The following is a 23,558-nucleotide window of genomic DNA, read 5'->3' on the forward strand; positions in this document are numbered from 1 at the left end:
AAACCGTTAACGCAAGATGCCGAGACATCATTTACCCTACCCTCCGAGTACTATCTTTCCGCAGAAATCTTCGAACTCGAGAAACAAAAGATATTCTACCGAACCTGGCAATATGTTGCTCACCAGTGCAGCTTGCCGAATTCGGGAGACTATATAACGCTTAGTATCTGCGACGAGAATATTTTCGTGATCCGCTCAGCTGATAATCAACTGCGCGCTTTTTATAATGTGTGTCGACATCGGGCTCACGAATTACTGCAGGGTTGCGGTAACGTGCACAAGCTGATTGTCTGCCCCTACCATGCCTGGTCTTATGACAATGCCGGGCAGCTCCAAGTGGCACGCATGGGCGAACATCGTCCCGGATTCGACAAGGCGGAGTATGGTTTAAAGGAAATCAGGCTCGAAATCCTGTGCGGCTGTATTTTCGTCAATCTGGACGACCAGTGCGAGAGCCTGGATACGATTGCTGCTGGCCTCGAGTCCGATGTTCGCGAACACATCCCCTATCTGGATGAGATCCAGCTCTGTGGCAGCAACCTGCTCGGCGAAACCCGTATCAAGGCCGATTGGAAAGTTGTCGTCGACAACTACGTCGAATGTTATCACTGTCGTCCCGCACACAAAGCATTCGCCTCGATCATCGATATGGATAAATACCAGGTCGACGTTTACGACCACTGGTCACGCCAGTATGGTCCCGATATCCGTATCGAGAACACCGCCTACACGGTAAATCCCGACGTCGGCATGCAATGCTCGGTATTCTGGTACCTGTGGCCAAACACGACCTTTAACGTTCTGCCGGGTTCAAACGAATTTGCTGTATTCACGGTACAACCGATAGACAGGACCAACTGCAATTTTGGCGGGGATTCATTTGCGGTTGACGGAGAAATCTATCGACCTCGCGCCGATTACGTCGCGGACATCCTGGCGCCTGAAGATATTCACCTGTGTGAATCGGTGCAGCGCGGATTGGGTTCAAACAGCTATGACCAGGGTACCTTCATGGTCGATCCCAACCATCCCGGCGAAAGCGAATACGCACTGCATCATTTCCATCGGCTGGTGCAACAAGCTTTAGCGATTGATTGATATTGTTCCGTCCCGGTTAATTGTCATGGCTTCGCCGGTTTTTATCTGCCTTATTTGCTCGATCGATATCTCCACCACGGGAACATTCAACTGGTAGAGCTGGTTTGCGACCAGCGTACCCACGCCGATATTAACGTCGCGCTCGCCCAGCACAAACGCGGCCGGTCCGCTGCCATTGCGCAAGGTCTCGGCAATGCCCCCCGGGGTTCCGGCCGAGCCCTTGCTCTGGGGAATACATAAAATACACCCACCTACTCGCTGCCCGTGCTGTGGGTGATGCACATCAATAATTTCACCGTTGGACGGATTGAATCCACCCCAGAAGCTCAAGGTATCGTCGAGCACCAATGCCGAGCCCTCGGCCCAACCTGCAATTAATACTCTGGCCTGAATACTGTCGGGTTGCCGATTCACGAAGCAACCCATTGATCAAGTGTGACTTCTCCGCTGACTGCGGATTCGACGCATTCACGCAAGCTGCCGATCAACACGTCAACCGGCAGCATGCCGGGTGCATAGTAGGCCCACTTTGCCGAGTTGGTCATGATCTTGCCCTGTAAACCGTTGACGACCGGTGAAAAGTAGGTACAGGTATCGGTTATTATTTTAATCCCGGCCTGCTGCAGCGACTCAATCCATCCGTGGCCTTGCGCCTGCTCGAACACATGGCGACTGGTGGTCAGATAAAAAACCAGCCCGGGATGAATACTGCGACCATCGAGCAACCTGACCAGGCGTTCAAATTCGGTGTACGAAAAATGCGGGGTACCGAGGGCGATACCGGCGAGCGCCTGGTCGGAGTTCTTGCCGAGCTCATTACGTGCCTGCTGCAGGTCGTCAACGCTCAACTCGATGATCTGTCGCGGTTGCCGACCCTGAAACGCAATCTCAAGAGTTGCGGCTTCAGGCGTTATTCCAACTGCGTGAAACAGCGGCACGCTACCCGCCGAACTAGCGGCGGCGCTAATCGCCTTTAAATCATCCTCATCGCAGCTCGACGGCAACCCGATGATTGCCGGGACCTGGTTACCGCAGCTGCGCCCGATGACGTAGCCGAGCAGATGATAAAACAAATCATTATCGCGAATCAGCGATGGAATGTTACTCACATCGAACAGGATCTGGGCGGCCCTGGCCTCGTCTCGATGCAGCTTACTAAACGGCACGCGCCCCGTTATCGCCGCGCAGACGTCGAGGTAATCGCCATACATGTTAGTGCGCGCCCCGATCACCGAGTTGTAAAAACTGACCGCGTTCGACTCGGATCCGACAATATGCGCGCCGATCCCCGGCCTCCCCGGCAGCTGATAAGGCGCGCAGGTCCAGACGGGATTACAGCCAAGCCTGACATAGGCCTGCATCAATTGCCGGGCCTCGTTCATTTCACGGCTCGCAAGCGGGTCACGCACCGACAGGTCGTTGAGCGACACCAGGCCGTTATTGGTCCAGGACGGTACCGCCAGCGTGGCGCCATGTTCGAGCATGTAGTTGATAAAATCGAGGTGGGCGCGACCGTTATAAAAACAGGCATCGATATGCGCGAAACTGATATCGATCAACCTGTCCACCTGGTCGATATGCGCCGCGGTAACAATCGTTTGCATCGCAAACTGCATCGCCTTACCGAGCTTGCCGTCGAGTCGTGCCTGATCCAGTTCGTTTAAGCGCATAATCCCTGCTAGCAGTCGATCGACTGGCTTTTATGAAAACAATAGCCGCTATGCTGCATGCCATCCGCAGTTACCAGGGCTATTTTGCCTGTATTCATATCGCGCCCTATTGCTTGAGTTGGGGTTATTTAAGGCATAATCTGCTGATAATTATCCTGACTTGCAAGGAGTTTTTATGGAGGACCTCGAAACCTGGCTGGAACGCGTTTACCAGGCGGATGGCGAACGCAAGACACTCGATACCCTCTACGATGAATGGTCAAAAGACTACGACCAGCAGCTCTGGGCCAGTGGTAATCCCTATATCGCCATCGCCACCGGGCTGGTTGGCCGCCACGTGCACGATTATGACGCAAAAATTCTCGATGCCGGCTGTGGCACCGGCAACATGGCCCAGGTGCTGCACCAGCTGGGGTATCGAAACATCGAGGGACTCGATCCATCGGCCGGTATGCTGGCCGTGGCGCAAAGAAAAGAGGTGTATCAGCAGCTGCACCAGCTTTATCTCGACGCCCGGGTTGACCTGGCCGATGACAGCTTCGATGCGGTCGTCGCAGCCGGGGTACTTACCCACGGCCATGCGCCTCCCGAATCGCTCGACGGCATACTGAAACTGACACGGCCCGGTGGTGTCATCATTTTTTCACTTTCCGCGATTGCCTACGAAGAGCTCGGCTTTAAACAGAAAATTGCCGTGCTGGAGGAATCAGGTCAGTGGGAAAAACTCGATCAATCACTGCTCTTTCGAACCTATCCGTTTTCCGAGAAGGAAGCGCACTTGCGTCACTGGGTACTCGCATATCGCAAATCCGGTTGATTTGCAGATATCAGGAAACAGGTGGAGCAAATTAGATGTCAAATGGGTAAAATTGACCCTTGCAATTGTTTATTGCGTATCCAGTTAATGGATCAACAATGATTAAGGTGTAAACCTAAGTGTCTGAACAAGCTTCGACTCGACGACCAAGACTCTGGCTGAGGCTGCTACTGGTGTTACTGCTCATCATCGCGATGAGTGGCGCGCTGGGTTATAAGAAGTTTTTACAGATCCAGGACCAGATTGCCCAGGGCAGCCAGTTACCCCCACCGATAAGCGTAACCGTAGCCGAGGTTAAGGCCGCACAATGGAATCGCCGGATCAAGGCAATCGGCAACCTGGTGGCATTTCAGGGGGTCGATGTAACGACCGAGGTTTCCGGCGTGATAACGTCGATAAACTTCGAATCGGGCGATGATGTCGAGAAAGGCTCGCTGCTGGTCGAACTGGATAATCGCACCGAAAAGGCGAATCTCGAATCGGCCCAGGCCCAGTTTAACTCGGATAACAGCCAGTACCAGCGTTTACTCAAACTTAAGGATCAATCGTTTGTCACCAGTAATGATATCGACACGCAGGCGTCACTGGTCAACATCGCAAAAGCGCAGATCAGTGTCGCCAGGGTAGCGCTCGCGAAGAAACAAATTTATGCCCCGTTCTCGGGTAAGCTGGGTATCCGCCAGGTTGATCTGGGCGAGTATGTCGCTCCGGGAGATACCATTGTCACCTTGTTATCACTGGACCAGCTGTACATTGACTTTACCCTGCCCGAAAGCAATTTTAAGGATCTGGTTCCCGAACAGGCAATCGAGTTTCAAGTGCGTTCGTATCCCGAGCAAACTTTTAGCGCCAGGGTCGAGACTTGGAATCCACAACTCGATGCCAGCACGCGCAATATTACGATTCGTGCGGTGGTAGACAATCGAGAACGACTGCTGGCACCCGGCATGTTCGCCGACACGGCGGTTCGTTCAAATCGCCCGATGCCGGTGTTGACCGTTCCCGAAACCGCGATCTTTTATAACATCTACGGCGAAGCCGTGTATGCCCTCGAAAAACAGCCGGACAGTGGCAATGATCCGATTCCTGATTACCGGCTGGCGGCGCGACAGATTGATGTCGCCTATCGCAACAATGGACTGGCCGGGGTGAAAAGCGGACTTAAAGCGGGTGATATCGTAGTGACGTCGGGTCAGCTCAAACTCTATCCAAGCCTGCGGGTTACGATCGTCGATGACGTCCCTGAATACAAGGCAAGTAATCAATAATCCTTAGATGTTAACCGACTATTTTATCAAGCGCCCGGTGCTGTCCCTGGTAATCAGCACGCTGATCGTATTGCTCGGTGTACAGGCCTTTTTCAACACTCAGGTACGGCAGTATCCCGAGCTCGAAACCTCTGTCATTACTATTACCACCGCCTACCCCGGTGCCAACGCCGAATTGATACAGGGTTTCATCACCACCCCGGTTCAGCAGGCGGTATCGAGCACCGTCGGCATCGATTTTGTACGCTCCAGCAGCAGCAACAGCGTATCGGTCGTCGAAGTACATATGAAACTCGGAGTTGACGCCGATGTTGCGTTGACCGAAGTCAGCACCAAGGTCTCGTCGATTCGGGGAGAGCTACCGATCGAGTCCGAAGACCCGGTCATCGCCAAGCAATCGGCCGAAGGATTCGCACTCGCCTATTACGGCTTCTACAGCGAGACTCTGTCCGATGTTGAAGTCACCGATTACCTGCTGCGCACCATTCAACCCGCACTTGCGACCGTCAAGGGGGTCGCGCAGGCCGAAATTTTAGGCGGCAAGACCTACTCGATGCGCGTCTGGATGGATCCGGTGCGCATGGCTGCACAGAGAGTATCGGCTGCAGATATCGTTAACGCCATTGGTGCCGAGAATTACCAGTCTGCTGCAGGCCAGACCCGGGGCCAGCTGGTGCAAACCGATGTTAATGCGGTTACCGATACCAGTGATCCAGATGTTTTTGAACGCTTTATTATCCGCGAGGAAGGCGACAACAAGGTGCGCCTTGGCGACGTTGCCGATATCGAGCTTGGTGCCGAAAACTATGATTCGCTGGTTATGTTTGACAATGTGCCTTCGATATACATTGGCATTAACGGTACCACCGACGGTAACCCGTTGACCACGATCAAGCTGGTTACGGCCAAACTGGAAAAGATGAAGAGTGCATTTCCACCCGGTCTCAATGTCGCCATTGCCTACGATTCTACCGAGTTCATCCAGGCCTCAATCAACGAGGTCATCTTTACCCTGGCCCAGGCTTCGGTAATCGTCATCATTGTCATTTTCCTGTTCCTCGGATCCTTCCGCTCCACAATGATTCCGCTGGTCACCATACCGCTATCCATCATCGGTGTGCTGTTTTACATGCAGGTGATGGGATACTCGATCAACCTGTTAACCCTGCTGGCCATGGTGATGGCGATCGGTCTGCTCGTCGATGATGCAATCCTGGTCGTGGAAAACATTTACCGACATATCGGTGAGGGTCTGCGACCGATGCAAGCGGCACTACTGGGTGCCCGCGAAATAGCGAAACCAGTGATTGCGACCACGATCGTACTCTGTGTCGTTTACGCTCCGATTGGTCTTCTCGGCGGGCTCACCGGGGTACTGTTCAAGGAGTTTGCATTCACGCTGGTAGGTACGATTATCATTTCGACTATCATCGCACTAACACTGTCACCCATGATGTGTTCGCGCCTGCTCAAACCCACCATTTCCAACAACGCTTATGCCCGCTTGGTAAACGACCTGTTTGAAAAGATCCATCGAGGCTATGAAAATACCCTAGCCAGTTCCCTGAAAACGCGTTCGGTCACGGTCTTCTTCGTAGTTTGTGTGGTCGCCATGCTGGTGGCCATGTTCCAGTTTATTCAGAAAGAACTCGCGCCGGAAGAAGACCAGGGTGTCATATTTACCTTCTCGCAGGCACCCGACCACAGCAGCCTCGACTACCTGAACAAGTACACCGCACCCTACATCGATATATTCCGCGAATACGAAAACGAATATCAGTCTTCTTTCATGGCAAACGGTTTTGCCGGGCCGACCGTGTCTTTCGCGGGCATGCTGCTCAAGCCCTGGGAAGAGCGCAGCCTGACCTCGATCGAAATGATTCCGCAAATCCAGCTGAAGCTCGATCAACAGCCCGGATTGCAAAGTTTCGCATTTAATCCCCCGTCGCTTCCGGGTGCCAGTGGCAACACCCCGGTCGAATTCATTTTGAAGACCCAGCAGGGTTATGACCAGCTATACGGGGTCGTGCAACAGGTGCTTGACAGGGCCCGCGAGAGTGGCAAATTTTTCTTTATCAAGAGCGACTTTAATTTCAGTAAACCGGAGATACGGGTCACGATTGATCGAGAGCGTGCCGACTCGATGGGCATTTCAATGCGCGAAATCGGGCAGACACTCGGGGTAATCCTGGCTGAAGGCTATGTCAGTCGTTTCAACCTGGCCGGACGCAGTTACAAAATTATCCCGCAGGCGCGTAGCGTGGAGCGACAAAATGCCGAGATCGTCGGCCAGTATTACGTTTACTCTGATCAGGGCGAGCAAATAAACCTGTCGACGCTGGTCGATATCGATTATACCTCGGTACCTCGCGAACTGGTGCAGTTCCAGCAACAAAACGCCGCCAAGATCGATGCGGTACCCGGCGTACCACTTGGCGAGGCGCTGCAAGTACTGCGTGACATCACCGAAGAAGTTGCGCCAGCCGGTTACAGCTTCGACTACCAGGGACAGTCACGCCAACTGGTGCAGGAAGGTTCGGTACTGGCACTGACATTCGGCTTCGCGATTATTGTCGTGTTCCTGGTGCTGGCAGCGCAATATGAGAGCCTGCGTGACCCGTTAATCATTCTCACAACGGTACCCCTGGCGATGTTCGGGGCCATAATACCGATGTTCCTGTGGCAGGTATCGATGAATATTTACAGCCAGGTGGGATTGATTACATTGATCGGGCTGGTCAGCAAACATGGCATACTGATTGTCGAATTTGCCAATGCAATACAGAAAAACGATAACCTGTCACCAACCGAAGCTGTGATCAAGGCCGCCTCGATTCGACTACGACCGATCCTGATGACGTCTTTTTCGACCATTATCGGCATCATGCCGCTGGTGGTTGCGAGCGGTGCAGGCGCCGCCAGCCGACAATCTATTGGCATCACCATCGTATCCGGGTTCGCCATCGGCACCCTGTTCACGCTGTTTGTATTGCCGGTGATTTACACTTTCTTTGCCGCCGATCACCGTCCGAAGGTTGCAGATGAAGATCGGGAAATATTGGCATCTCAATTAGTTTAGCGGGTTGTTTAAGTCAGCCTGAGCACTTCGTGCATCCAGGTATTCACCAGGTAACGCGCGATCGAATCTCGCCGCGGTAGACAGAAATAATCGCAACCGTCACCCCACTCTCCGAATTTCTTTAATTGTTGGGCGTCGAACCAATAGGCTTCTTCGATTTCAACACCGTCTACCGCGATATCCCGGGTCAGAGCCTCGGCTCTGAAGCCCAGCATGATTGACGACGGAAAGGGCCAGGGCTGCGAAGCCTGGTACTCTATTTTGCCAACCTTGATACCGCACTCTTCGTAAACTTCACGCGCTACTGTCTCTTCCAGGCTTTCGAGGGGATCGACAAAACCGGCCAGGGTCGACATCATACGATTCGGAAAGCGCGAGTTGCGGGCTAACAGGCAACGTGGTTGGTGCGGATCCGAGCGATCTTCAACCAGCATGATCACTGCTGGATCGGTGCGCGGAAAATGCATACGCCCGCAACTGCTACTGGTGCAGCGGCGCATGTGGCCACCATTTTCGCTTTGTGTCGGGCTACCGCAAATTCCGCAGTAACGGTGATTCCGGTTCCAGAAAAGTAACCCACGGGCGTAGGCGAGCTGCGCGGCCTGCTGGGATTCCAGTAGCCAGCCAACATCCCGCAAATCGACAAACTCGTTATCGCCAATAAATTCGGCAAGTACATTATCATCGTGACTGGAGACATCGAGCGCGAATAATGGGCCGTGACGATCGATTCCCAGGAACACCCGCTGCCCGGATTCTTCCGCCAGGTTTTCGATTTCGGCTTTCGGGAGATCGATGACTTGCGGCGTTTCCAGGTTTCGGTCACGCCAGCACATCAAGCTTTTATCGTGCCTTAAGATGAATACGCGACACTGTTGTCGTGTCCATTGTTGTTCGATCCATGCTCGATTTTTGCGTGATTCGCTGGCCCGATCCAGGTTTAATTCGCGGTAATAAATCACATCAATAGCTTAGCATGAAATAGCTGTCAACTCGTGGCGGAAATCAGGCCTGGAAACTTGTCGACTGCCCAAAGTACGACTGTTTAACCGGAGATATCAACCAACACAGGATTCCGAATTCAAGGCAAATCTAATGGGGAAATTGTTGTAGCTGCTCAGGGAGAATTCTTTTTCCGGTATTCCTCGATGGCCTCTTTCAGCTCGTCATATTCATCGCAACCAAAAAAGCATTCCTTATCCAGCACGGCAAGCCGTTCCTCGGCTTTTTCGGGTTGCCCGAGCTGCAGATAAAGTTCACCCAGGTATTCATTGGCGCCACGATGGTCGGGCTCGATTTTCAGCGCCTTAAGATAGTAGTCTAATGCGGTATCAAAATTACCCAGTTTACGATTGCTATAGGCCAGCAGGTTTAATAAATCGGCACTATCCGGCGTATCAACCAAGGCCTTATCCAGCTCGGAAATCGCCTGCTGGTATTCCTCGGCTTTAATCAGTTTCTTAATGGGTGCCAACGTGGAGCTACCACTGTCGTCGCCGCCATCAGCTTGAACTGCGGTTAATCCAAATCCAGTCAGTAGTAACCCTATTACGCAAAGTCTAAATCTTGGCATTGTTTTTCTCCTCGATCATTGGTACCTGTTTATCGGCTCAAAGTTTTCTGTTTTACCCACTACGCAATCACACCAGCAGACCTGAGCACTTCTAGCTGCTGCTCGTTCAAGCCCAACAGGTCTTCGAGAACCTCGCGATTATCCTGACCCAGCGCGCCACCCGGCCAACGCGTAGCGCCAGGCGTACGCGAAAGCTTGGGTACCAGCGCCGGAATTTTCAATGCCTGTCCGTCTATCTCAACGGTTTCGAACAAGCCACGCGCGTTGAAATGAGGATCGTTGAGCATGTCCTCGACGTTGTATATCGGACCGGCCGGCACCCTGGCCTGGTCAAGTTTCTCAAGCAAATCGCTCGCGTTGTTGGTGGCACACCATTCTGATAATACCCCATCTATCTCGGCTTCATGTTTCACCCGTCCCGGGTTCGTCGCCAGGCGCGGATCATCGGCCATCCCGGGGTGACCGGCCGCGACCATTAATCGCTGGAATATCGAATCACCGTTTCCACCGATAACGATATACCTGCCATCGCGACAGCGATAGGTATTGGTCGGCACGATGCCGGTCACGGTACTACCCGAGGGTTCGCGAATCACGCCATTGCCATCATATTCTGGAACCACCGCTTCCATCAGGTTGAACATCGATTCAACCAGTGCCACGTCAACGACTTGCCCGGCGCCACTGTTCTGTTTTTCCAGCAGCGCCATGGTGATGCCGAGTGCAGCATGAATGCCGGAAATGGTATCGCCAATACTGAGATTAGGCCGCACGGGTGCCTCTCCCGGGTGACCGTTGACATAACGAAAACCACTCATTCCTTCGCATACCGAGGCGAATCCGGGTTTACTCGCGTAGGGTCCGTCCTGTCCATAACCGGATATACGGGCGTACACCAGTCCCGGATTGGTTGCCTTGAAATCCGCCGGTCCAAGACCCCATTTCTCGACTACGCCAGGTCTGAAATTCTCGATCACGACATCGGCTTTTTCGATCAGTTGGCGCACCAGTTCAATCCCGCGCTCGGTCTTCAGGTCTATCGTCACGGATTTCTTGTTACGCGCCAGCGACCGCCACCACAACGAAGTATCTCCACGCATTTCACGCCAGCGTCGAATCGGGTCGCCGCCTTCCGGCGGTTCAATCTTGATAACCTCGGCGCCAAAATAACCGAGCATACAACCGGCAAACGGCCCGGCCAACAGCTGTCCCAGTTCAATCACACGATACCCCGCGAGCGGTCCCGATGGCTTCATAAAGTACTCCTGCCTATAAATTCACCAGGTAAATGTTACGCAGGAATAGTAAGCGTGACCAGCCGAAACCAGGCTTATGACCTGATTATGCGGAATCGGAACCGGTTATCCAGCAGTGCGCCCCACCCAATATTGGGAGAACCGCCATCGAGGCATCTGATCAGCGACACGGGCTTGATGTTTTTCGACTTATTAACACAAATCAGGTGCATGTTGAATTCGATTGAATTACCATTAATCGTCACCACAGAGTTTGCTTTATGTCACCCGTAGTACTTGCCGATTCCGGCCCCGATACAAAAATATTTGTGCTCGATACCAACGTTTTGATGCACGATCCTTCGGCCCTCTTCAAGTTTCAGGAACACCATGTATACCTGCCGATGACCGTGCTCGAAGAACTGGATAACGCCAAGCTCGGGGTATCGGAGGTCGCCCGTAACGTGCGTCAAACCAACCGCTTTATCGATGAATTACTGACCGCACAAAAAGAAGTCATCATTGAACAGGGTCTGCAGCTTAGTCAGTTCAATCCTGCAGAAGAACCCTTTAAATGTAGCGGACGCCTGTTTTTTCAAACCCAGGCGCATGGTTCCAATCTACCAGAGTCACTACCGGGCAACAAAAATGATAATACGATTCTGAACACGATTATCGCGCTCCAGCGAGATGTCGAGGATCACGAAATCGTCCTGGTTTCCAAGGACATCAACCTGCGCATCAAGGCAACCATACTGGGAATCACAGCCGAGGATTACGCCAATGATCGCGTCGTCGATGACCTGGACCTGCTGTTCAGTGGCTCCTGTCAACTCCGCAACGACTTCTGGGACGCCCACGGCAAACAGATCGAAAGCTGGCAGGAAGAAGGCAAGGCCTATTACGAGGTTCAGAGCCTGAATGGAGAGGAATGGTATCCAAATCAATTCATCTTCATCGATGACGAATTTGAAGCTATCGTGCGCAAAAAAAAGGACGCCGGGTGCCTGATCGAAGTTTGTCAGAATTACTATGGCCAGCGACATTCGGTCTGGGGCATTAACGCGCGCAGTCGGGAGCAAAATTTTGCACTGAACTTGTTAATGGATCCCGAGATCGACATTGTTACCCTGTCGGGCAGCGCCGGGACCGGTAAAACGCTGTTGGCGTTAGCGGCGGGCCTGACCCAGACACTGGACCAGGGGATATACAAGGAAATCATCATGACCCGCGTTACGATCCCGATCGGTGAAGACATCGGGTTCCTTCCGGGCACAGAAGAAGAGAAAATGACACCATGGATGGGGGCACTGATGGATAACATGGAAGTGCTTACCGGCAGCGATCAAAAGGATTCCTGGGAGCAGGCCGCAACTAACGATTTACTGCGCAACCGCATCAAGATTCGCTCGCTTAACTTCATGCGCGGACGCACTTTTCAAAACAAGTTCATTATAATTGACGAGGCGCAAAACCTGACCTCCAAGCAAATGAAAACCCTGATCACACGCAGCGGATCCGGCACCAAGATCGTATGCCTCGGTAATCTCAAGCAGATCGATACCCCTTACCTGACCGAAACCACTTCGGGTATGACTTATGTCGTCGATCGCTTCAAACATTGGGAGCACAGCGGACATATCACGTTAATGAATGTCGAGCGCTCCCGCCTCGCCGACTACGCCTCCGATATGCTCTAGGCGCGGTTGAAGTCCAGACAAGCATTAATACCAAAAACGCCCAACCGGCAAAGGGACCACGGATAATCGTCGAGACTGCTTCCTGAAGGGGATACTGCCAGGATGACGGCCTAGTCGGCCAAGGTGATCCCAGTGGTGTCAGGTGGTGGTGGCTCAGGCTCCTTCTTGCCCTCACTGAGGTCACTGCCAACCGGTGCAATATCAAAGCCGGTGATATCAATGTCGGGTTCTTCCGGTTCCTGGTAATCATCCTTTAACTCGCTACCAACCGGTGCAATCGTAACCACGAGATCCTCGATTTGATCTCCGGTGATACCAAGTGGGTCGGTTTGCGGGGGTGGTGCGGCGTCGCCGTCGTAGCTGCTTTCGAATTCAACCGCGGGGGGTGCCGCTGCACTGGCCGCAGGTTCGGCAACCGGCGTTGGTGGCGCTGCAGCTGCCGGCTGCTGGGCTGGCGCTCCACCACCGGACGAACTGATTTCACACTCGGCTCCGGCACGGTTAAGTGCTGCTTTATATTTCGCAGCGGTTGCCTGATCGATATTTTTCTTGATGACAATACGCTTGCCGGAAAACAGTTGTGCCAGCTTGGCATCGTCGGCATTGAACATTTTTCCGACCCTGGCTTTAACTTCTTCCAGATTTGCACCGTCACTGATCTGGCCGGAAAAAGCGACTTCGAATAATTGATCACTCATGTCATGATTCCTTCTCTACTGCACTATACTATAGACCAAATTTTATCACTCGGAACAATGACAAAGAACACGGAAATCACACGCCTTACCCCTCGCGGAAACATGGACATCCTGTCTCAGCTGGAGGTCAGCCAGCTTAAGGAGGGCAGCAAGGAGGATGGCCTCTACGAGACTTTCAGGCGCTGCTCACTGGCCGTGCTGAACGTGGACAGCACCACTGACGACGCGCGCGAGGTGCTCGAACGTTACCAGGATTTTCAAATTCGCGTGGTTCAGCAGGCGCGCGGCGTCAAGCTCGAGATCGAAAATGCACCCGAGAGTGCCTTCGTCGACGGAAAAGTCATCAGGGGAATCCAGGAGCAATTGTTTTCGGTACTGAGGGACGTCTCGTATGTAAAAAACAAGATCGAGTCAAACCAGATTTTCGATATGGACACCAGTGAAGGCATCACTAACGTGGTGTTTCATATCCTGCGCAATGCCCGCGTACTCGTCCGGGAAATCGAGCCGAACCTGGTGGTCTGCTGGGGTGGACATTCGATTGGTCGTGTCGAGTATGACTATTGCAAGGATGTGGGTTACCAGCTTGGTTTGCGCGGCCTCAATATTTGTACCGGCTGTGGCCCCGGCGCCATGAAAGCGCCGATGAAAGGTGCGGCGATCGGTCACAACAAACAGCGAATCCGCCGGGGACGTCATGTCGGACTTACAGAACCCGGTATCATTGCCGCCGAATCTCCTAATCCGATCGTCAATGAACTCGTCATTCTACCGGATATCGAAAAGCGTCTCGAAGGATTCGTGCGAGCCGGCCATGGAATTATCATATTTCCCGGGGGTGTCGGCACGGCCGAGGAAATTCTCTTCATCCTCGGGATTCTCCTCAATCCGGAAAATCGCCATATCCCGTTCCCGCTGATACTGACTGGTCCGGAGAGCGCGAGCGATTATTTCAAGCAAATCGATGAATTTATCAAGCTCGCGTTGGGACGGGAAGCGCAGGAACACTACACCATCATCATCGATGATGCCACCAAGGTTGCGCGAGAAATGACAGCCGGACTCGAATCGGTGCGCAACTTCCGGCGCGAACATTCGGACGCCTACTATTTCAACTGGCTTTTGAATATCGATCACCAGTTTCAGAAACCGTTTCATCCAAGTCACGAAAACGTGGCCGCGCTCAACCTCGGACGTGAACAGGACCTGCACTTGCTCGCGGCCGATCTGCGGCGAGTGTTCTCGGCGATCGTATCAGGCAATGTAAAGGCGGACGGGATCCAGCGTATCGAAAAGAATGGTCCCTTTGTAATCAGGGGCGAAAAACAAATAATGCAGTCACTGGATGCTTTACTGCATTCGTTCGTGGCCCAGCAGCGAATGAAGGTTCCCGGTAAAACCTATACCCCTTGTTATTACCTGAATAAGCAGTAACAATTCCGGCAAGCAATAAACCACATCCGGAAGAATTGAATGAGTTCGATCAAGGCAATCGCGATAAAAAACCAACCTCGCGTGGCAATGCAGGTAATCGATAGTGCGCAGGTGACCGTGGCAAACGGAATCCTCGGCGATTTTCGGGGGACCCAGCAAGGTCGCCAGATAACCATATTAAGCGAATCGGCATGGCATAAAGCCTGTGCCGAGATCGGTTCCAAGCTACCGTGGATTACCCGGCGCGCCAATTTGCTGGTCGATGAAGTTGAGTTTGATGCCTCATATGTCGGCAAAACCGTGCGCATTGGCGACGTCGAGTTGCTGGTGACCGAGGAAACCGATCCCTGCTCGCGCATGGACGCACAGCACCAGGGACTGACCGCGGCCTTGACACCGGAATGGCGGGGTGGAATCTGCTGTAACGTCACCAAAGCAGGCAATATCAAGGTAGGAGATCAAGTAGAATTCGATTGAATTCTCAGCAACTCCCGCTCGACTCGTATCCCGTTAATACAATAGGTCACGACGCTGACCAGCACAACTGCGCTGCCGATCAGGGTGAGCCAGCTCGGTTTTTCGCCAACCCCGATCCAGACCCAGATAGGGCCGAGAATCGATTCGGTCAGTGAAAAAAGGGCAACCTCGGACGCCATGATATAGCGCGACGCAACCGTAAAGCACCAAAATCCGATGCCGAACTGCAGGCAGCCCATGGTAATCGCGATCGCCAGATCGCGATTCGAAATAACAAAAGATTCAACGAAAAAGGCCGCTACACCCCCCATAACGATACCGCTGAGACAGGTTGCTGGTAGCATGTCGGTGCCACGCTTATCGCGAATGATTAACAGGAAGGCGACAAAAGAGGCGACCACGCCCAGGGCAGCGATGTTTCCCGCCCAGCGACCCTCGATCAAACCATCGGCGAACATCAATCCGATACCGGCAAGCGATATCAGCATCGCGATAACACCAAAACGGGAAGTTCGTTCACCGAGTATCAGCCACGCGGCAAATGCCGTTGCCAGCGGTGCGGCGCCAATAATAAAGACCGCGTTGGCAACCGTGGTCAGCAGGATCGCAAAAATATAACAAATGGAACCGAGTCCAAGCACCAGCGCAGCCCAGAGACCGGGCTTGCCGATCTTGTGGAAGGCGCGGCCGATGTCCGATCGGTAGCGGATCAGCAACAGCAGGAACAGCGTTAGTGAGAAGGTGAAGCCGCGGTAGAACAGGACCTGCCAGCCGCTTGCCGATTCGATGTTGCGTAACAGGATTCCGGAAGTGCTCAGGAAAAAGCCACCAATGATAACCAGCGTTACACCGTAACTGTATCGACGCTCCACTAGGGAACCTTGACCACCGCCCTGCCCCGGATTTTGCCATCCAGAATATCTTCTGCCGCCTGTGGCAAATCCGCAAAATCAAGATCAAACGACAAGCTGTCCAGCAATTCCAGATCGAGATCTGTTGCCAGGCGCTGCCAGGCAATCTTGCGTTTCTCGATCGGCGCCATCACCGAATCGATACCATACATCGAAATCCCACGAAGTATAAACGGCGCCACCGTGGTAGGCAGGTTCATCGATTCGGCCAAACCACAGATTGCCGCCGCACCCCCGGACTTCAGCTGGCTTAAAACATTGGCAAGCGTGTTGCCCCCGGCGACGTCGATTGCGCCGCACCATAGCTCCTTACCCAGCGGACGTGCTTTTTCCGCAAAATCCGCGCGGTCCAGCACATCGGCGGCACCCAGGTTCATTAGAAAGTCTTTTTCATTCATGCGCCCGGTACTCGCCACAACGCGATACCCTAAGCGACTAAGGATAGCTACGGCAATACTGCCGACGCCACCCGATGCACCAGTGACCAGGATATCGCCATCTCCCGGCTTGATACCATGATCTTCCAGCGCCATGATGCTTAGCATTGCGGTATAGCCGGCAGTTCCGATCGCCATCGCCTGGCGCGTATCGAGACCTTCCGGTAACGGTACCAACCAGTCTCCGTTGACGCGTGCTTTTTGCGCATAGCCACCCGAATGTACCTCGCCAACGCCGAACCCGTTTAAGATCACTCGGTCACCAACACTGAATCCGGCATGGTCCGATGCAGTAACTGTGCCGCTGAAGTCAATTCCGGGGGTCAATGGAAACTTGCGAATGATTGCCGACCGTCCAGTCAGGGCCAGACCATCCTTGTAATTCAAGGTGGTATATTCGACGTCAACCGTCACATCACCTTCCATCAAGTCGTCATCACCCAACTGTGTCAGCACGCAACGCTGACCATCATCGTTCTTTCCAATCTGATATGCCTGGAACTTTTCTGACATGCATCGACTCCATCAAATGGTATTTGTAATACAAAATCATGTTAAAGTAATTGCTTCGCAATTGCATCACCAAACTCGGGGATAAAAATGCAGGAAAATGCGATTGTCAAAGCCAGCATTTCCAAACAGATTGCCGAACAATTACGCGCTGCAATCGTCGCGGGTCAATTCAAAATCGGGCAGCGCCTGCCCACCGAGGATGAACTGGCACAGCGCTATGGGGTTTCGCGCCCGAGCGTTCGCGAAGCCCTCAAGCGACTCGCCGCACAGAACCTGGTGCGCGCCAGGCGTGGCCCGACGGGTGGCAATTTCGTGGTCCAGCCGAGTTATGCAGAATTGGCCGAGTCCCTGAGTGGTGCCGCGACCCTGCTGGTCGGCATGGGGGCTCTTGGCATCGAAGAAATTATCGAGGCACGGCGTGCCTTGCAAGGCAGCTGCCTGGAACTCGCCGCTGTCAACGCGAATGAATCCCATATCCAGAATATCGAAGCTGCATTAATCCGCCAGCAGGACCCCGGGATCAGCGACGAGGCTTTTTGCCAGGCAGATGTCGCCTTTCACCGGGCACTGGTTGATGCCACCGAAAATGGCATGCTGCGTTTTGTAATGTATACCGTGATCGAAGCCCTGATTCCGGTTACCAACATGGTGGTAACGGTGGTACGCGAGCGCAGCGACATCGTTTCCCTGCACCAGCAAATGCTGGAACACCTCGAGCAGGGTAATGTCAATGCGATGAAAGCCCGCATGGATGAATTACTCGATTACCTGTTAAAGAAGTTTGAGCAGGCCAGCGCCAGTCGAGGTTAAGGCAAGGTCAACCTGCCGGTGCTTAGAAATAATCAGCTCGCGATCCCGATCAGCAGCAAAATAATGGGTAAACCGATCGCTGCCAGGCGCAGGTTCGAAGCGGGCTCCTCTTCAAGGTCCTGGATTAAGTCACGAAAGCGTCGCAGCGCACTGACCGCAAACTTGTGTTTCTTGTAGCCTGCAATTACCTGCTCGGACCTCGACGCTTCACGTGACATAGCGCCTGTTTTTACTTCGCGTATCAACTTATAATGTTAGTTTGTCAAGCTTATTGCAACTGTCACGATTTCACAGAATAAACGAGGCCCTTATTTGATCCCCATCATTCTCTCGGGCGGTTCCGGCACCCGGCTCTGGCCACTGTCACGCAAGATGTACCCGAAGCAGTTTCTCAGCTTGCTGCACGAGCAGACCATGCTGCAAAAAACACTGTCGCGTCTCGACGGGCTGTCGCATTCCGCACCGACCGTCGTCTGCAACCACGAACACCGTTTCATCGTCGCCGAACAGGCACGACAGCTCGACATCGAGGATCTTTCGATTATCCTCGAACCCGTTGGCAGAAACACGGCACCTGCGATTGCGGTTGCAGCGATTCACGCCGCCAAACTTGCCGATGATCCGGTGTTGCTGGTACTTTCGGCGGATCACGAAATTAAGGATGAGAAGGCATTTTGCAATGCCGTGCGGCAGGCCCAGCCGTTAGCCGAGGCAGGCAAACTGGTGACTTTCGGAATCGTCCCCAAGCACGCCGCCACGGGCTACGGCTATATCAAGCGCGGCAGTGCCGATGGAGGCGGTTTTAGCGTCGATCAATTCGTCGAAAAACCGGACCTTGAGACAGCCGAAGAATACCTGGCCGCGGGCGATTATTACTGGAACAGTGGAATGTTCATGTTCAAGGCACATTCGTATCTCGCGGAGCTTGAAAAATTCAAACCGGATATGGTCGGACACTGCCGGCAGGCCGTCGACAATTTGCGCGAAGATATAGGTTTCCTACGCCTCGATGCGGAAGCATTTGCCAACTGCGAATCCGATTCGATCGACTATGCGGTAATGGAGAAAACCGACCTGGCCTGCGTGGTACCAATGGACGCCGGCTGGAGCGATATCGGTAGCTATTCGTCGTTGTGGGAACAGGGCGACAAGGATAAGTCGGGTAACTCTACCCACGGCGATGTCATCACCAGCGACACTGAAAATTCGCTGGTGCATGCGGAGAGCCGACTCGTGACGGCAGTTGGGGTTAAAAACCTGGTTATCATAGAAACCCATGACGCGGTGCTGGTTGCAGACAAGGACCAGGCAGAGAAAGTGAGGCAGATCGTCGAACAGCTCAAGCTGAATGAGCGCGAGGAAGAAAACTTTCACCGCATCGTTTACCGTCCCTGGGGCAGCTTCGATTCGGTGGATGAAGGCGACCGCTACAAGGTCAAGCGCATTACCGTAAAACCCGGCGCACGCTTATCCAAGCAGATGCATCATCATCGCGCCGAACACTGGGTAGTGGTCAAGGGAAAGGCACGGGTTTTTCGCAACGATGAAATTTTCGACGTACATGAAAACGAGTCGGTTTTTATTCCGCTTGGCGCCACCCATTACATCGAGAACCCAGGCGTAATACCACTCGATATTATCGAAGTGCAGTCGGGCTCCTATCTTGGAGAAGACGATATTGTACGATTCGATGACGTCTATGGGCGCCGCGACGACTAAATTTCAATAAAATTGATCTGGGTCAGTTTATCTCATCGATGAAATCGGATATTTAAAGCTTATGACCGACAAGAACCCACTCAAATTCGACGATACCCTGCTCGACGACGAGTTGGTTTACCCGGACTGGTTCAAGCTGAGTCTCGGCGATCTGAACGATGATGTGGCCGAGGCGCGGGAACAGGATAAGTTCGGCATAGCCGTCTATTACGGACAAAAGCGCTGTGCCTACTGCGAAAAATTCTTCGAGATCAATCTCACCGACAGCGCGATTGAACATTACCTGCGCGAGCATTTCGACGTGATTCCAGTCGACATCTGGGGTATCGAAGAGTTTATCGATACCAACGGCACCACCTATACCGAACGCGAACTGGCGCTGCGTTACGACACAAATTTTACGCCATCGCTGGTATTCTACGACCGCAAGGGCAAACCGGTATATCGCCTGCGGGGATATTACCCGCCATACCAGTTTCGCGCGGCATTGCACTATGTGGTCGAAGGTTTCTACCGGGTTGAGAAATTTCGCGACTACCTCGAACGTGCCGAGCCGGGATTATTCTTTACCTCGGGCGATTTAATCGAACGCGACTTTTTTCTACCGCCTCCGTATGACCTGCAGCGTAGCAAGCAATTTTCGAACAAGGCACTTGCGGTAATATTCGAACAGGGCAACTGCCATGCCTGCGAATTACTCCACAGTGGACCTTTAACACAGGACGAAATTCTCGGCGAAATTGAAAAACTGGACGTGGTGCAGCTCAACCTGTTTGGTGATACCGAAGTAGTAACCCCTGTCGGTAAAAAGACCACGGCTAAACAATGGGGGGAAGACCTCGGGCTGTTTTATACGCCGACCATCGTGCTATTCAGCCCCCGGGGTCACGAAATCATGCGCGTCGACTCGGTGGTACAGTTTTATCGGTTGTGGGGCGTTCTCGATTATGTCAACAAGGGCATCTACGACCGCGGCATCGATTACCAGGGCTGGCGACTGCAACAACGCGAAACTATCGAGTAAGATACCTTTCCATGACTTCAGATTCTGCCACGCGAACCTCATTGTCGCGCAAGGTAATCGAAAATTGCCTGGCGATGAATTCCCGGTACATCAATCAGGGCAGTGCCGGTAATATCAGTGTGCGCTACGAAGACGGTTTCCTGATAACACCGTCTGGCGTCGCCTACGAACGCCTACAGCCCGAGGATATCGTTTTTGTTAACCGGGATGGTATTTCGCAAGACCGGATGGCACCATCGAGCGAATGGCGCATGCATCGGGATATTTACGTTGACCGGCCCGAAGCCGGGGCGGTATTGCATGCGCATTCAACTTTTGCGACCGCCCTGTCCTGCCTGCGCCTCGAGATCCCCGCATTTCATTACATGGTCGCAGTGGCCGGTGGTAGTAATATCCGCTGTGCCGAGTACGCATTGTTCGGCACCCAGGCGTTGTCCGACAATATGCTGGCTGCACTTGACGGCCGACGAGCCTGCCTGCTTGGAACGCATGGTATGATTTGTTACCACGACAACCTGGACAAGGTATTGTTGCTGGGGATCGAGATCGAGTCCCTGGCCAGACAGTACTGGCATGCCTGTCAGCTCGGTGAACCCGTTCTACTGGACGATGCGCAGATGACTGAAGTACTCGAGCGATTCAAAAGCTACGGCAAACAACCCGGGGACGCAGGCTGAAACCATGAATGTCGATGGCGTCGCCTACCGCAGCATCTGGATCAATAACGACGGCTGGTCGGTCGACGTAATCGATCAAACCCGACTGCCGCACGCATTCGAGGTCAGAAACCTGCAAAGCCTGGACGATGCCTGTGCGGCGATACGCGATATGGTGGTGCGCGGTGCTCCACTCATAGGTACAACCGCAGCCTACGGTTATTACCTGGCACTATGCGATGATCCGTCAGACAAGGGGGTAGAACATGCCTACCAGAAACTTTTCGAGACCAGGCCCACGGCTGTAAACCTGCGCTGGGCGCTGGACCTGGTCAAGGTAAAAACTGCGACATTGTCGCCCTCCGAGCGGGCTGCCATGGCATTTTCCCAGGCCGATAAAATAGCCGAGCTTGATGTCATAACCAATCAGAGCATCGGTGCACATGGCCTGGAACTGATCGAAAATATTGCGCTTGAAAAACAACCCGGAGAATCGGTAAACATACTCACCCACTGCAATGCGGGCTGGCTTGCGACGGTCGACTGGGGTACCGCAACCGCACCAATTTACATGGCCCACAACGCCGGTATTTCGGTTCACGTCTGGGTCGACGAAACCCGGCCTCGCAACCAGGGCGCCAGCCTGACTGCCTGGGAACTGGGACATCATGGCGTCCCGCACAGCCTGATTGTCGATAACCTCGGCGGACACTTGATGCAGCAGGGCATGGTAGACCTGTGTCTGGTAGGTAGTGATCGTACCACTCGCAGCGGCGATGTCTGCAACAAGGTTGGCACTTACCTTAAAGCCCTGGCCGCAAAAGACAACGACGTCGCGTTTTACGTTTGCCTGCCGAGCACCACGATCGACTGGACGATCAGCAATGGAATAAGAGAAGTTCCCATCGAACAGCGTGACGCAACCGAGGTGTCGCAGGTTATCGGCAAACTAAGCAGTGGCGACATCGATCATGTGACCATTACCCCGGATGGCACCGGGGTTGTTAATTATGCCTTCGACGTAACTCCGGCCAGACTCATCACTGGCCTGATTACCGAGCGCGCCATCGTTAAGGCCACTGAAAACGACCTTACATCTAACTTTCCCGAGCATTCGTCAAATTAAACCCCGGCATAAAGCTTTAATGCACGAGCAATCTGCACAAATTGTTTTGACCGATCGTTCCAAACTCGTTTAATATGTACCGACTAACTGAGGATTAACCATGCCCTGGGAAAAGTGTTACGACGAAACCGAGGTACTGGATAGCGCGATGAAGGCCTTCTGGTCAAAGGGCTATGAAGCCACGTCGCTGCAGGAGCTGGTGAAAGCAACCGGAATAAATCGTGGCAGTATATACAACGCCTTCCCCGGTAAACGAACGCTGTTCATGCGCGCACTCGAACACTATGACCGGATTTATCGCATCGAACATTTGCAGGAGATCGCAGAAAAACATGCTCCTGTAGAGGCGATCATCACCGTTTTCAAAACAGCCGTCACAAATCCGATTGACAGTGATACCCCCTGGGGCTGCCTGTTAGTCAATACCGCCCTCGAGTTATCGCCGCATGATCCCGAGGTCGCTGAATTCGTCGATCACAGTTTAAGGGGCGTCGAAGCGTTTTTTTACGCACGCATAGAGGCCGCAAAACAAGATAAAACAATTAATGCCTCACTGGATTCCGAGTCTACCGCAAAGTCATTGCTCAGCCTGTTTTTAGGATTGCGTGTACTAACGCGCATAAATGTTCGACAAACCACTATCGAAGCCGTCACATCACAGGCCAGGATGATGCTGAAGTAACAAACCTGGCCGAACCTGGAACCATTGTTCCGCAAAACCGGAGGAGAAAATCATGAGTGTTTCTTATGTAGAAAGAGATCAGGCAGATGCCGAAACTATTGCCTTTTACGATAAGGCCGAGGATCGATTTCAGGCGCTGTTGAATATATTCAAGGTGTTTGGACACCAACCCGAGTACGGTACCGCATTCACCGACCTGATCATGGCCATTCTAAAAGATGGCGTGCTCGACTGGCAAACCAAGGAATTACTGATATTAAAAGCGACTCAACGTAATGACTGTCAGTACTGCGTAGTCCAGCATGAACGCGTTTCAGACATGCTCGGCATTCCAGCCGAAAAAATTGCCGATATCGACGGTGACAAGTATAAAACCAGCCCGCATTTCACCGAAGGTGAGAAAGCGTTGATGGATTTGACCGTGCAAATCGGTGAAGACGCGAATCGGGTATCGAACGAACTCTGGGAACGCCTGCATGCTAACTGGAGCGAACCGCAAATCGTTGATGCGGTATTCGTCATCACGATTTATATCGCGGTTTCCAAATTTGGAGACGCACTCGGTGTTGAACTGGAACCGATGTTCGACGGATTTGAACCGCAACTGAAGGTTAGGCACTAATTCAGGAGC

General features: G+C 53.0%; 23 protein-coding genes. 14 read left to right on the top strand and 9 right to left on the bottom strand.

Annotation, left to right across the window (positions count from 1 at the left end; genetic code table 11):
* Window positions 1-1,098: aromatic ring-hydroxylating dioxygenase subunit alpha (locus OES20_09020; GenBank protein MDH3634833.1), on the top strand; the 1,098-nt coding region annotated here is incomplete at its 5' end.
* On the opposite strand, the gene OES20_09025 is transcribed toward OES20_09020, so the two are convergent.
* Complete coding sequence (locus tag OES20_09025) at window positions 1,084-1,512, bottom strand: DUF126 domain-containing protein (GenBank protein MDH3634834.1); 429 nt, start codon at window positions 1,510-1,512, stop codon at window positions 1,084-1,086. The two genes, OES20_09020 and OES20_09025, sit on opposite strands and share 15 nt — an antisense overlap.
* Complete coding sequence (locus tag OES20_09030; GenBank protein MDH3634835.1) at window positions 1,509-2,768, bottom strand: aconitase X catalytic domain-containing protein; 1,260 nt, start codon at window positions 2,766-2,768, stop codon at window positions 1,509-1,511. Before OES20_09030 ends, OES20_09025 begins: the two co-directional genes overlap by 4 nt.
* A 175-nt stretch (window positions 2,769-2,943) precedes the next feature.
* Between OES20_09030 and OES20_09035 the strand changes: the two genes are divergently transcribed.
* The 3 genes from OES20_09035 to OES20_09045 all read left to right on the top strand — a co-directional run bounded on the left by OES20_09035 (window position 2,944) and on the right by OES20_09045 (window position 7,932).
* Window positions 2,944-3,585 carry a class I SAM-dependent methyltransferase gene (locus tag OES20_09035; GenBank protein ID MDH3634836.1) on the top strand — a complete coding sequence of 214 codons (642 nt, stop codon included), beginning with the start codon at window positions 2,944-2,946 and terminating at the stop codon, window positions 3,583-3,585.
* Window positions 3,586-3,704: 119 nt separating this feature from the next.
* Complete coding sequence (locus OES20_09040; GenBank protein MDH3634837.1) at window positions 3,705-4,853, top strand: efflux RND transporter periplasmic adaptor subunit; 1,149 nt, start codon at window positions 3,705-3,707, stop codon at window positions 4,851-4,853.
* A gap of 7 nt (window positions 4,854-4,860) precedes the next feature.
* Window positions 4,861-7,932 (top strand): efflux RND transporter permease subunit, encoded by a 3,072-nt coding sequence (locus OES20_09045; protein ID MDH3634838.1) that lies wholly within the window; start codon window positions 4,861-4,863, stop codon window positions 7,930-7,932.
* An 8-nt stretch (window positions 7,933-7,940) separates the two neighbouring features.
* Here OES20_09045 and nudC read toward each other — a convergent pair whose 3' ends face one another.
* The 3 genes from nudC to OES20_09060 all read right to left on the bottom strand — a co-directional run bounded on the left by nudC (window position 7,941) and on the right by OES20_09060 (window position 10,761).
* On the bottom strand, window positions 7,941-8,894 hold the full coding sequence (gene nudC, locus OES20_09050) for an NAD(+) diphosphatase (protein MDH3634839.1): 954 nt from the start codon (window positions 8,892-8,894) through the stop codon (window positions 7,941-7,943).
* Window positions 8,895-9,049: 155 nt separating this feature from the next.
* The gene (locus OES20_09055) at window positions 9,050-9,505 is read right to left on the bottom strand and encodes a tetratricopeptide repeat protein (protein MDH3634840.1); all 456 of its coding nucleotides are present in this window, start codon (window positions 9,503-9,505) and stop codon (window positions 9,050-9,052) included.
* Window positions 9,506-9,564: 59 nt separating this feature from the next.
* On the bottom strand, window positions 9,565-10,761 hold the full coding sequence (locus tag OES20_09060; GenBank protein MDH3634841.1) for a CoA transferase: 1,197 nt from the start codon (window positions 10,759-10,761) through the stop codon (window positions 9,565-9,567).
* Window positions 10,762-11,021: 260 nt separating this feature from the next.
* Here OES20_09060 and OES20_09065 point away from each other — a divergent pair, with 260 nt between their 5' ends.
* Window positions 11,022-12,440 carry a PhoH family protein gene (locus tag OES20_09065; GenBank protein MDH3634842.1) on the top strand — a complete coding sequence of 473 codons (1,419 nt, stop codon included), beginning with the start codon at window positions 11,022-11,024 and terminating at the stop codon, window positions 12,438-12,440.
* Window positions 12,441-12,550: 110 nt separating this feature from the next.
* Here the strand turns inward: OES20_09065 and OES20_09070 are convergent, their stop codons facing one another.
* The gene (locus tag OES20_09070; GenBank protein ID MDH3634843.1) at window positions 12,551-13,138 is read right to left on the bottom strand and encodes a hypothetical protein; all 588 of its coding nucleotides are present in this window, start codon (window positions 13,136-13,138) and stop codon (window positions 12,551-12,553) included.
* Between the two features lie 57 nt (window positions 13,139-13,195).
* Here OES20_09070 and ppnN point away from each other — a divergent pair, with 57 nt between their 5' ends.
* The gene (gene ppnN, locus OES20_09075) at window positions 13,196-14,572 is read left to right on the top strand and encodes a nucleotide 5'-monophosphate nucleosidase PpnN (protein ID MDH3634844.1); all 1,377 of its coding nucleotides are present in this window, start codon (window positions 13,196-13,198) and stop codon (window positions 14,570-14,572) included.
* Window positions 14,573-14,611: 39 nt separating this feature from the next.
* The gene (locus OES20_09080; protein ID MDH3634845.1) at window positions 14,612-15,049 is read left to right on the top strand and encodes an MOSC domain-containing protein; all 438 of its coding nucleotides are present in this window, start codon (window positions 14,612-14,614) and stop codon (window positions 15,047-15,049) included.
* Here OES20_09080 and OES20_09085 read toward each other — a convergent pair.
* Window positions 15,031-15,921 (bottom strand): DMT family transporter, encoded by an 891-nt coding sequence (locus OES20_09085; GenBank protein ID MDH3634846.1) that lies wholly within the window; start codon window positions 15,919-15,921, stop codon window positions 15,031-15,033. The two genes, OES20_09080 and OES20_09085, sit on opposite strands and share 19 nt — an antisense overlap.
* Window positions 15,921-16,910 (bottom strand): oxidoreductase, encoded by a 990-nt coding sequence (locus OES20_09090; protein ID MDH3634847.1) that lies wholly within the window; start codon window positions 16,908-16,910, stop codon window positions 15,921-15,923. Before OES20_09090 ends, OES20_09085 begins: the two co-directional genes overlap by 1 nt.
* An 87-nt stretch (window positions 16,911-16,997) precedes the next feature.
* Here OES20_09090 and OES20_09095 point away from each other — a divergent pair, with 87 nt between their 5' ends.
* Entirely contained in the window at window positions 16,998-17,720 is a 723-nt protein-coding gene (locus OES20_09095) for a FadR family transcriptional regulator (protein ID MDH3634848.1), read from the top strand.
* 32 nt (window positions 17,721-17,752) lie between these two features.
* Here OES20_09095 and OES20_09100 read toward each other — a convergent pair whose 3' ends face one another.
* Complete coding sequence (locus tag OES20_09100) at window positions 17,753-17,938, bottom strand: hypothetical protein (GenBank protein MDH3634849.1); 186 nt, start codon at window positions 17,936-17,938, stop codon at window positions 17,753-17,755.
* 94 nt (window positions 17,939-18,032) lie between these two features.
* On the opposite strand from OES20_09100, the gene OES20_09105 reads away from it, so the two are divergent.
* From OES20_09105 to OES20_09130, 6 genes are all read left to right on the top strand, one after another.
* Window positions 18,033-19,439 carry a mannose-1-phosphate guanylyltransferase/mannose-6-phosphate isomerase gene (locus OES20_09105; GenBank protein MDH3634850.1) on the top strand — a complete coding sequence of 469 codons (1,407 nt, stop codon included), beginning with the start codon at window positions 18,033-18,035 and terminating at the stop codon, window positions 19,437-19,439.
* Window positions 19,440-19,500: 61 nt separating this feature from the next.
* Entirely contained in the window at window positions 19,501-20,463 is a 963-nt protein-coding gene (locus OES20_09110; GenBank protein ID MDH3634851.1) for a thioredoxin fold domain-containing protein, read from the top strand.
* Window positions 20,464-20,474: 11 nt separating this feature from the next.
* Window positions 20,475-21,140 (top strand): class II aldolase/adducin family protein, encoded by a 666-nt coding sequence (locus OES20_09115; GenBank protein MDH3634852.1) that lies wholly within the window; start codon window positions 20,475-20,477, stop codon window positions 21,138-21,140.
* A 4-nt stretch (window positions 21,141-21,144) separates the two neighbouring features.
* On the top strand, window positions 21,145-22,245 hold the full coding sequence (mtnA, locus tag OES20_09120; GenBank protein MDH3634853.1) for an S-methyl-5-thioribose-1-phosphate isomerase: 1,101 nt from the start codon (window positions 21,145-21,147) through the stop codon (window positions 22,243-22,245).
* Window positions 22,246-22,345: 100 nt separating this feature from the next.
* Window positions 22,346-22,927 carry a TetR/AcrR family transcriptional regulator gene (locus OES20_09125; protein MDH3634854.1) on the top strand — a complete coding sequence of 194 codons (582 nt, stop codon included), beginning with the start codon at window positions 22,346-22,348 and terminating at the stop codon, window positions 22,925-22,927.
* 52 nt (window positions 22,928-22,979) lie between these two features.
* Window positions 22,980-23,549 carry a carboxymuconolactone decarboxylase family protein gene (locus OES20_09130; GenBank protein MDH3634855.1) on the top strand — a complete coding sequence of 190 codons (570 nt, stop codon included), beginning with the start codon at window positions 22,980-22,982 and terminating at the stop codon, window positions 23,547-23,549.
* Window positions 23,550-23,558 lie beyond the last annotated feature (9 nt).

Source organism: Gammaproteobacteria bacterium, assembly GCA_029862005.1.
Taxonomy (GTDB): Bacteria; Pseudomonadota; Gammaproteobacteria.

Bases quoted from the DNA above. Each gene is read 5' to 3' on its own strand.
- OES20_09030 (MDH3634835.1), bottom strand. From the start codon at position 2,768: ATGCGCTTAAACGAACTGGATCAGGCACGACTCGACGGCAAGCTCGGT.
- OES20_09035 (MDH3634836.1), top strand. From the start codon at position 2,944: ATGGAGGACCTCGAAACCTGGCTGGAACGCGTTTACCAGGCGGATGGC.
- OES20_09045 (MDH3634838.1), top strand. From the start codon at position 4,861: ATGTTAACCGACTATTTTATCAAGCGCCCGGTGCTGTCCCTGGTAATC.
- OES20_09055 (MDH3634840.1), bottom strand. From the start codon at position 9,505: ATGCCAAGATTTAGACTTTGCGTAATAGGGTTACTACTGACTGGATTT.
- OES20_09060 (MDH3634841.1), bottom strand. From the start codon at position 10,761: ATGAAGCCATCGGGACCGCTCGCGGGGTATCGTGTGATTGAACTGGGA.
- OES20_09065 (MDH3634842.1), top strand. From the start codon at position 11,022: ATGTCACCCGTAGTACTTGCCGATTCCGGCCCCGATACAAAAATATTT.
- OES20_09070 (MDH3634843.1), bottom strand. From the start codon at position 13,138: ATGAGTGATCAATTATTCGAAGTCGCTTTTTCCGGCCAGATCAGTGAC.
- ppnN (MDH3634844.1), top strand. From the start codon at position 13,196: ATGACAAAGAACACGGAAATCACACGCCTTACCCCTCGCGGAAACATG.
- OES20_09080 (MDH3634845.1), top strand. From the start codon at position 14,612: ATGAGTTCGATCAAGGCAATCGCGATAAAAAACCAACCTCGCGTGGCA.
- OES20_09090 (MDH3634847.1), bottom strand. From the start codon at position 16,910: ATGTCAGAAAAGTTCCAGGCATATCAGATTGGAAAGAACGATGATGGT.
- OES20_09095 (MDH3634848.1), top strand. From the start codon at position 16,998: ATGCAGGAAAATGCGATTGTCAAAGCCAGCATTTCCAAACAGATTGCC.
- OES20_09100 (MDH3634849.1), bottom strand. From the start codon at position 17,938: ATGTCACGTGAAGCGTCGAGGTCCGAGCAGGTAATTGCAGGCTACAAG.
- OES20_09110 (MDH3634851.1), top strand. From the start codon at position 19,501: ATGACCGACAAGAACCCACTCAAATTCGACGATACCCTGCTCGACGAC.
- OES20_09115 (MDH3634852.1), top strand. From the start codon at position 20,475: ATGACTTCAGATTCTGCCACGCGAACCTCATTGTCGCGCAAGGTAATC.
- mtnA (MDH3634853.1), top strand. From the start codon at position 21,145: ATGAATGTCGATGGCGTCGCCTACCGCAGCATCTGGATCAATAACGAC.
- OES20_09125 (MDH3634854.1), top strand. From the start codon at position 22,346: ATGCCCTGGGAAAAGTGTTACGACGAAACCGAGGTACTGGATAGCGCG.
- OES20_09130 (MDH3634855.1), top strand. From the start codon at position 22,980: ATGAGTGTTTCTTATGTAGAAAGAGATCAGGCAGATGCCGAAACTATT.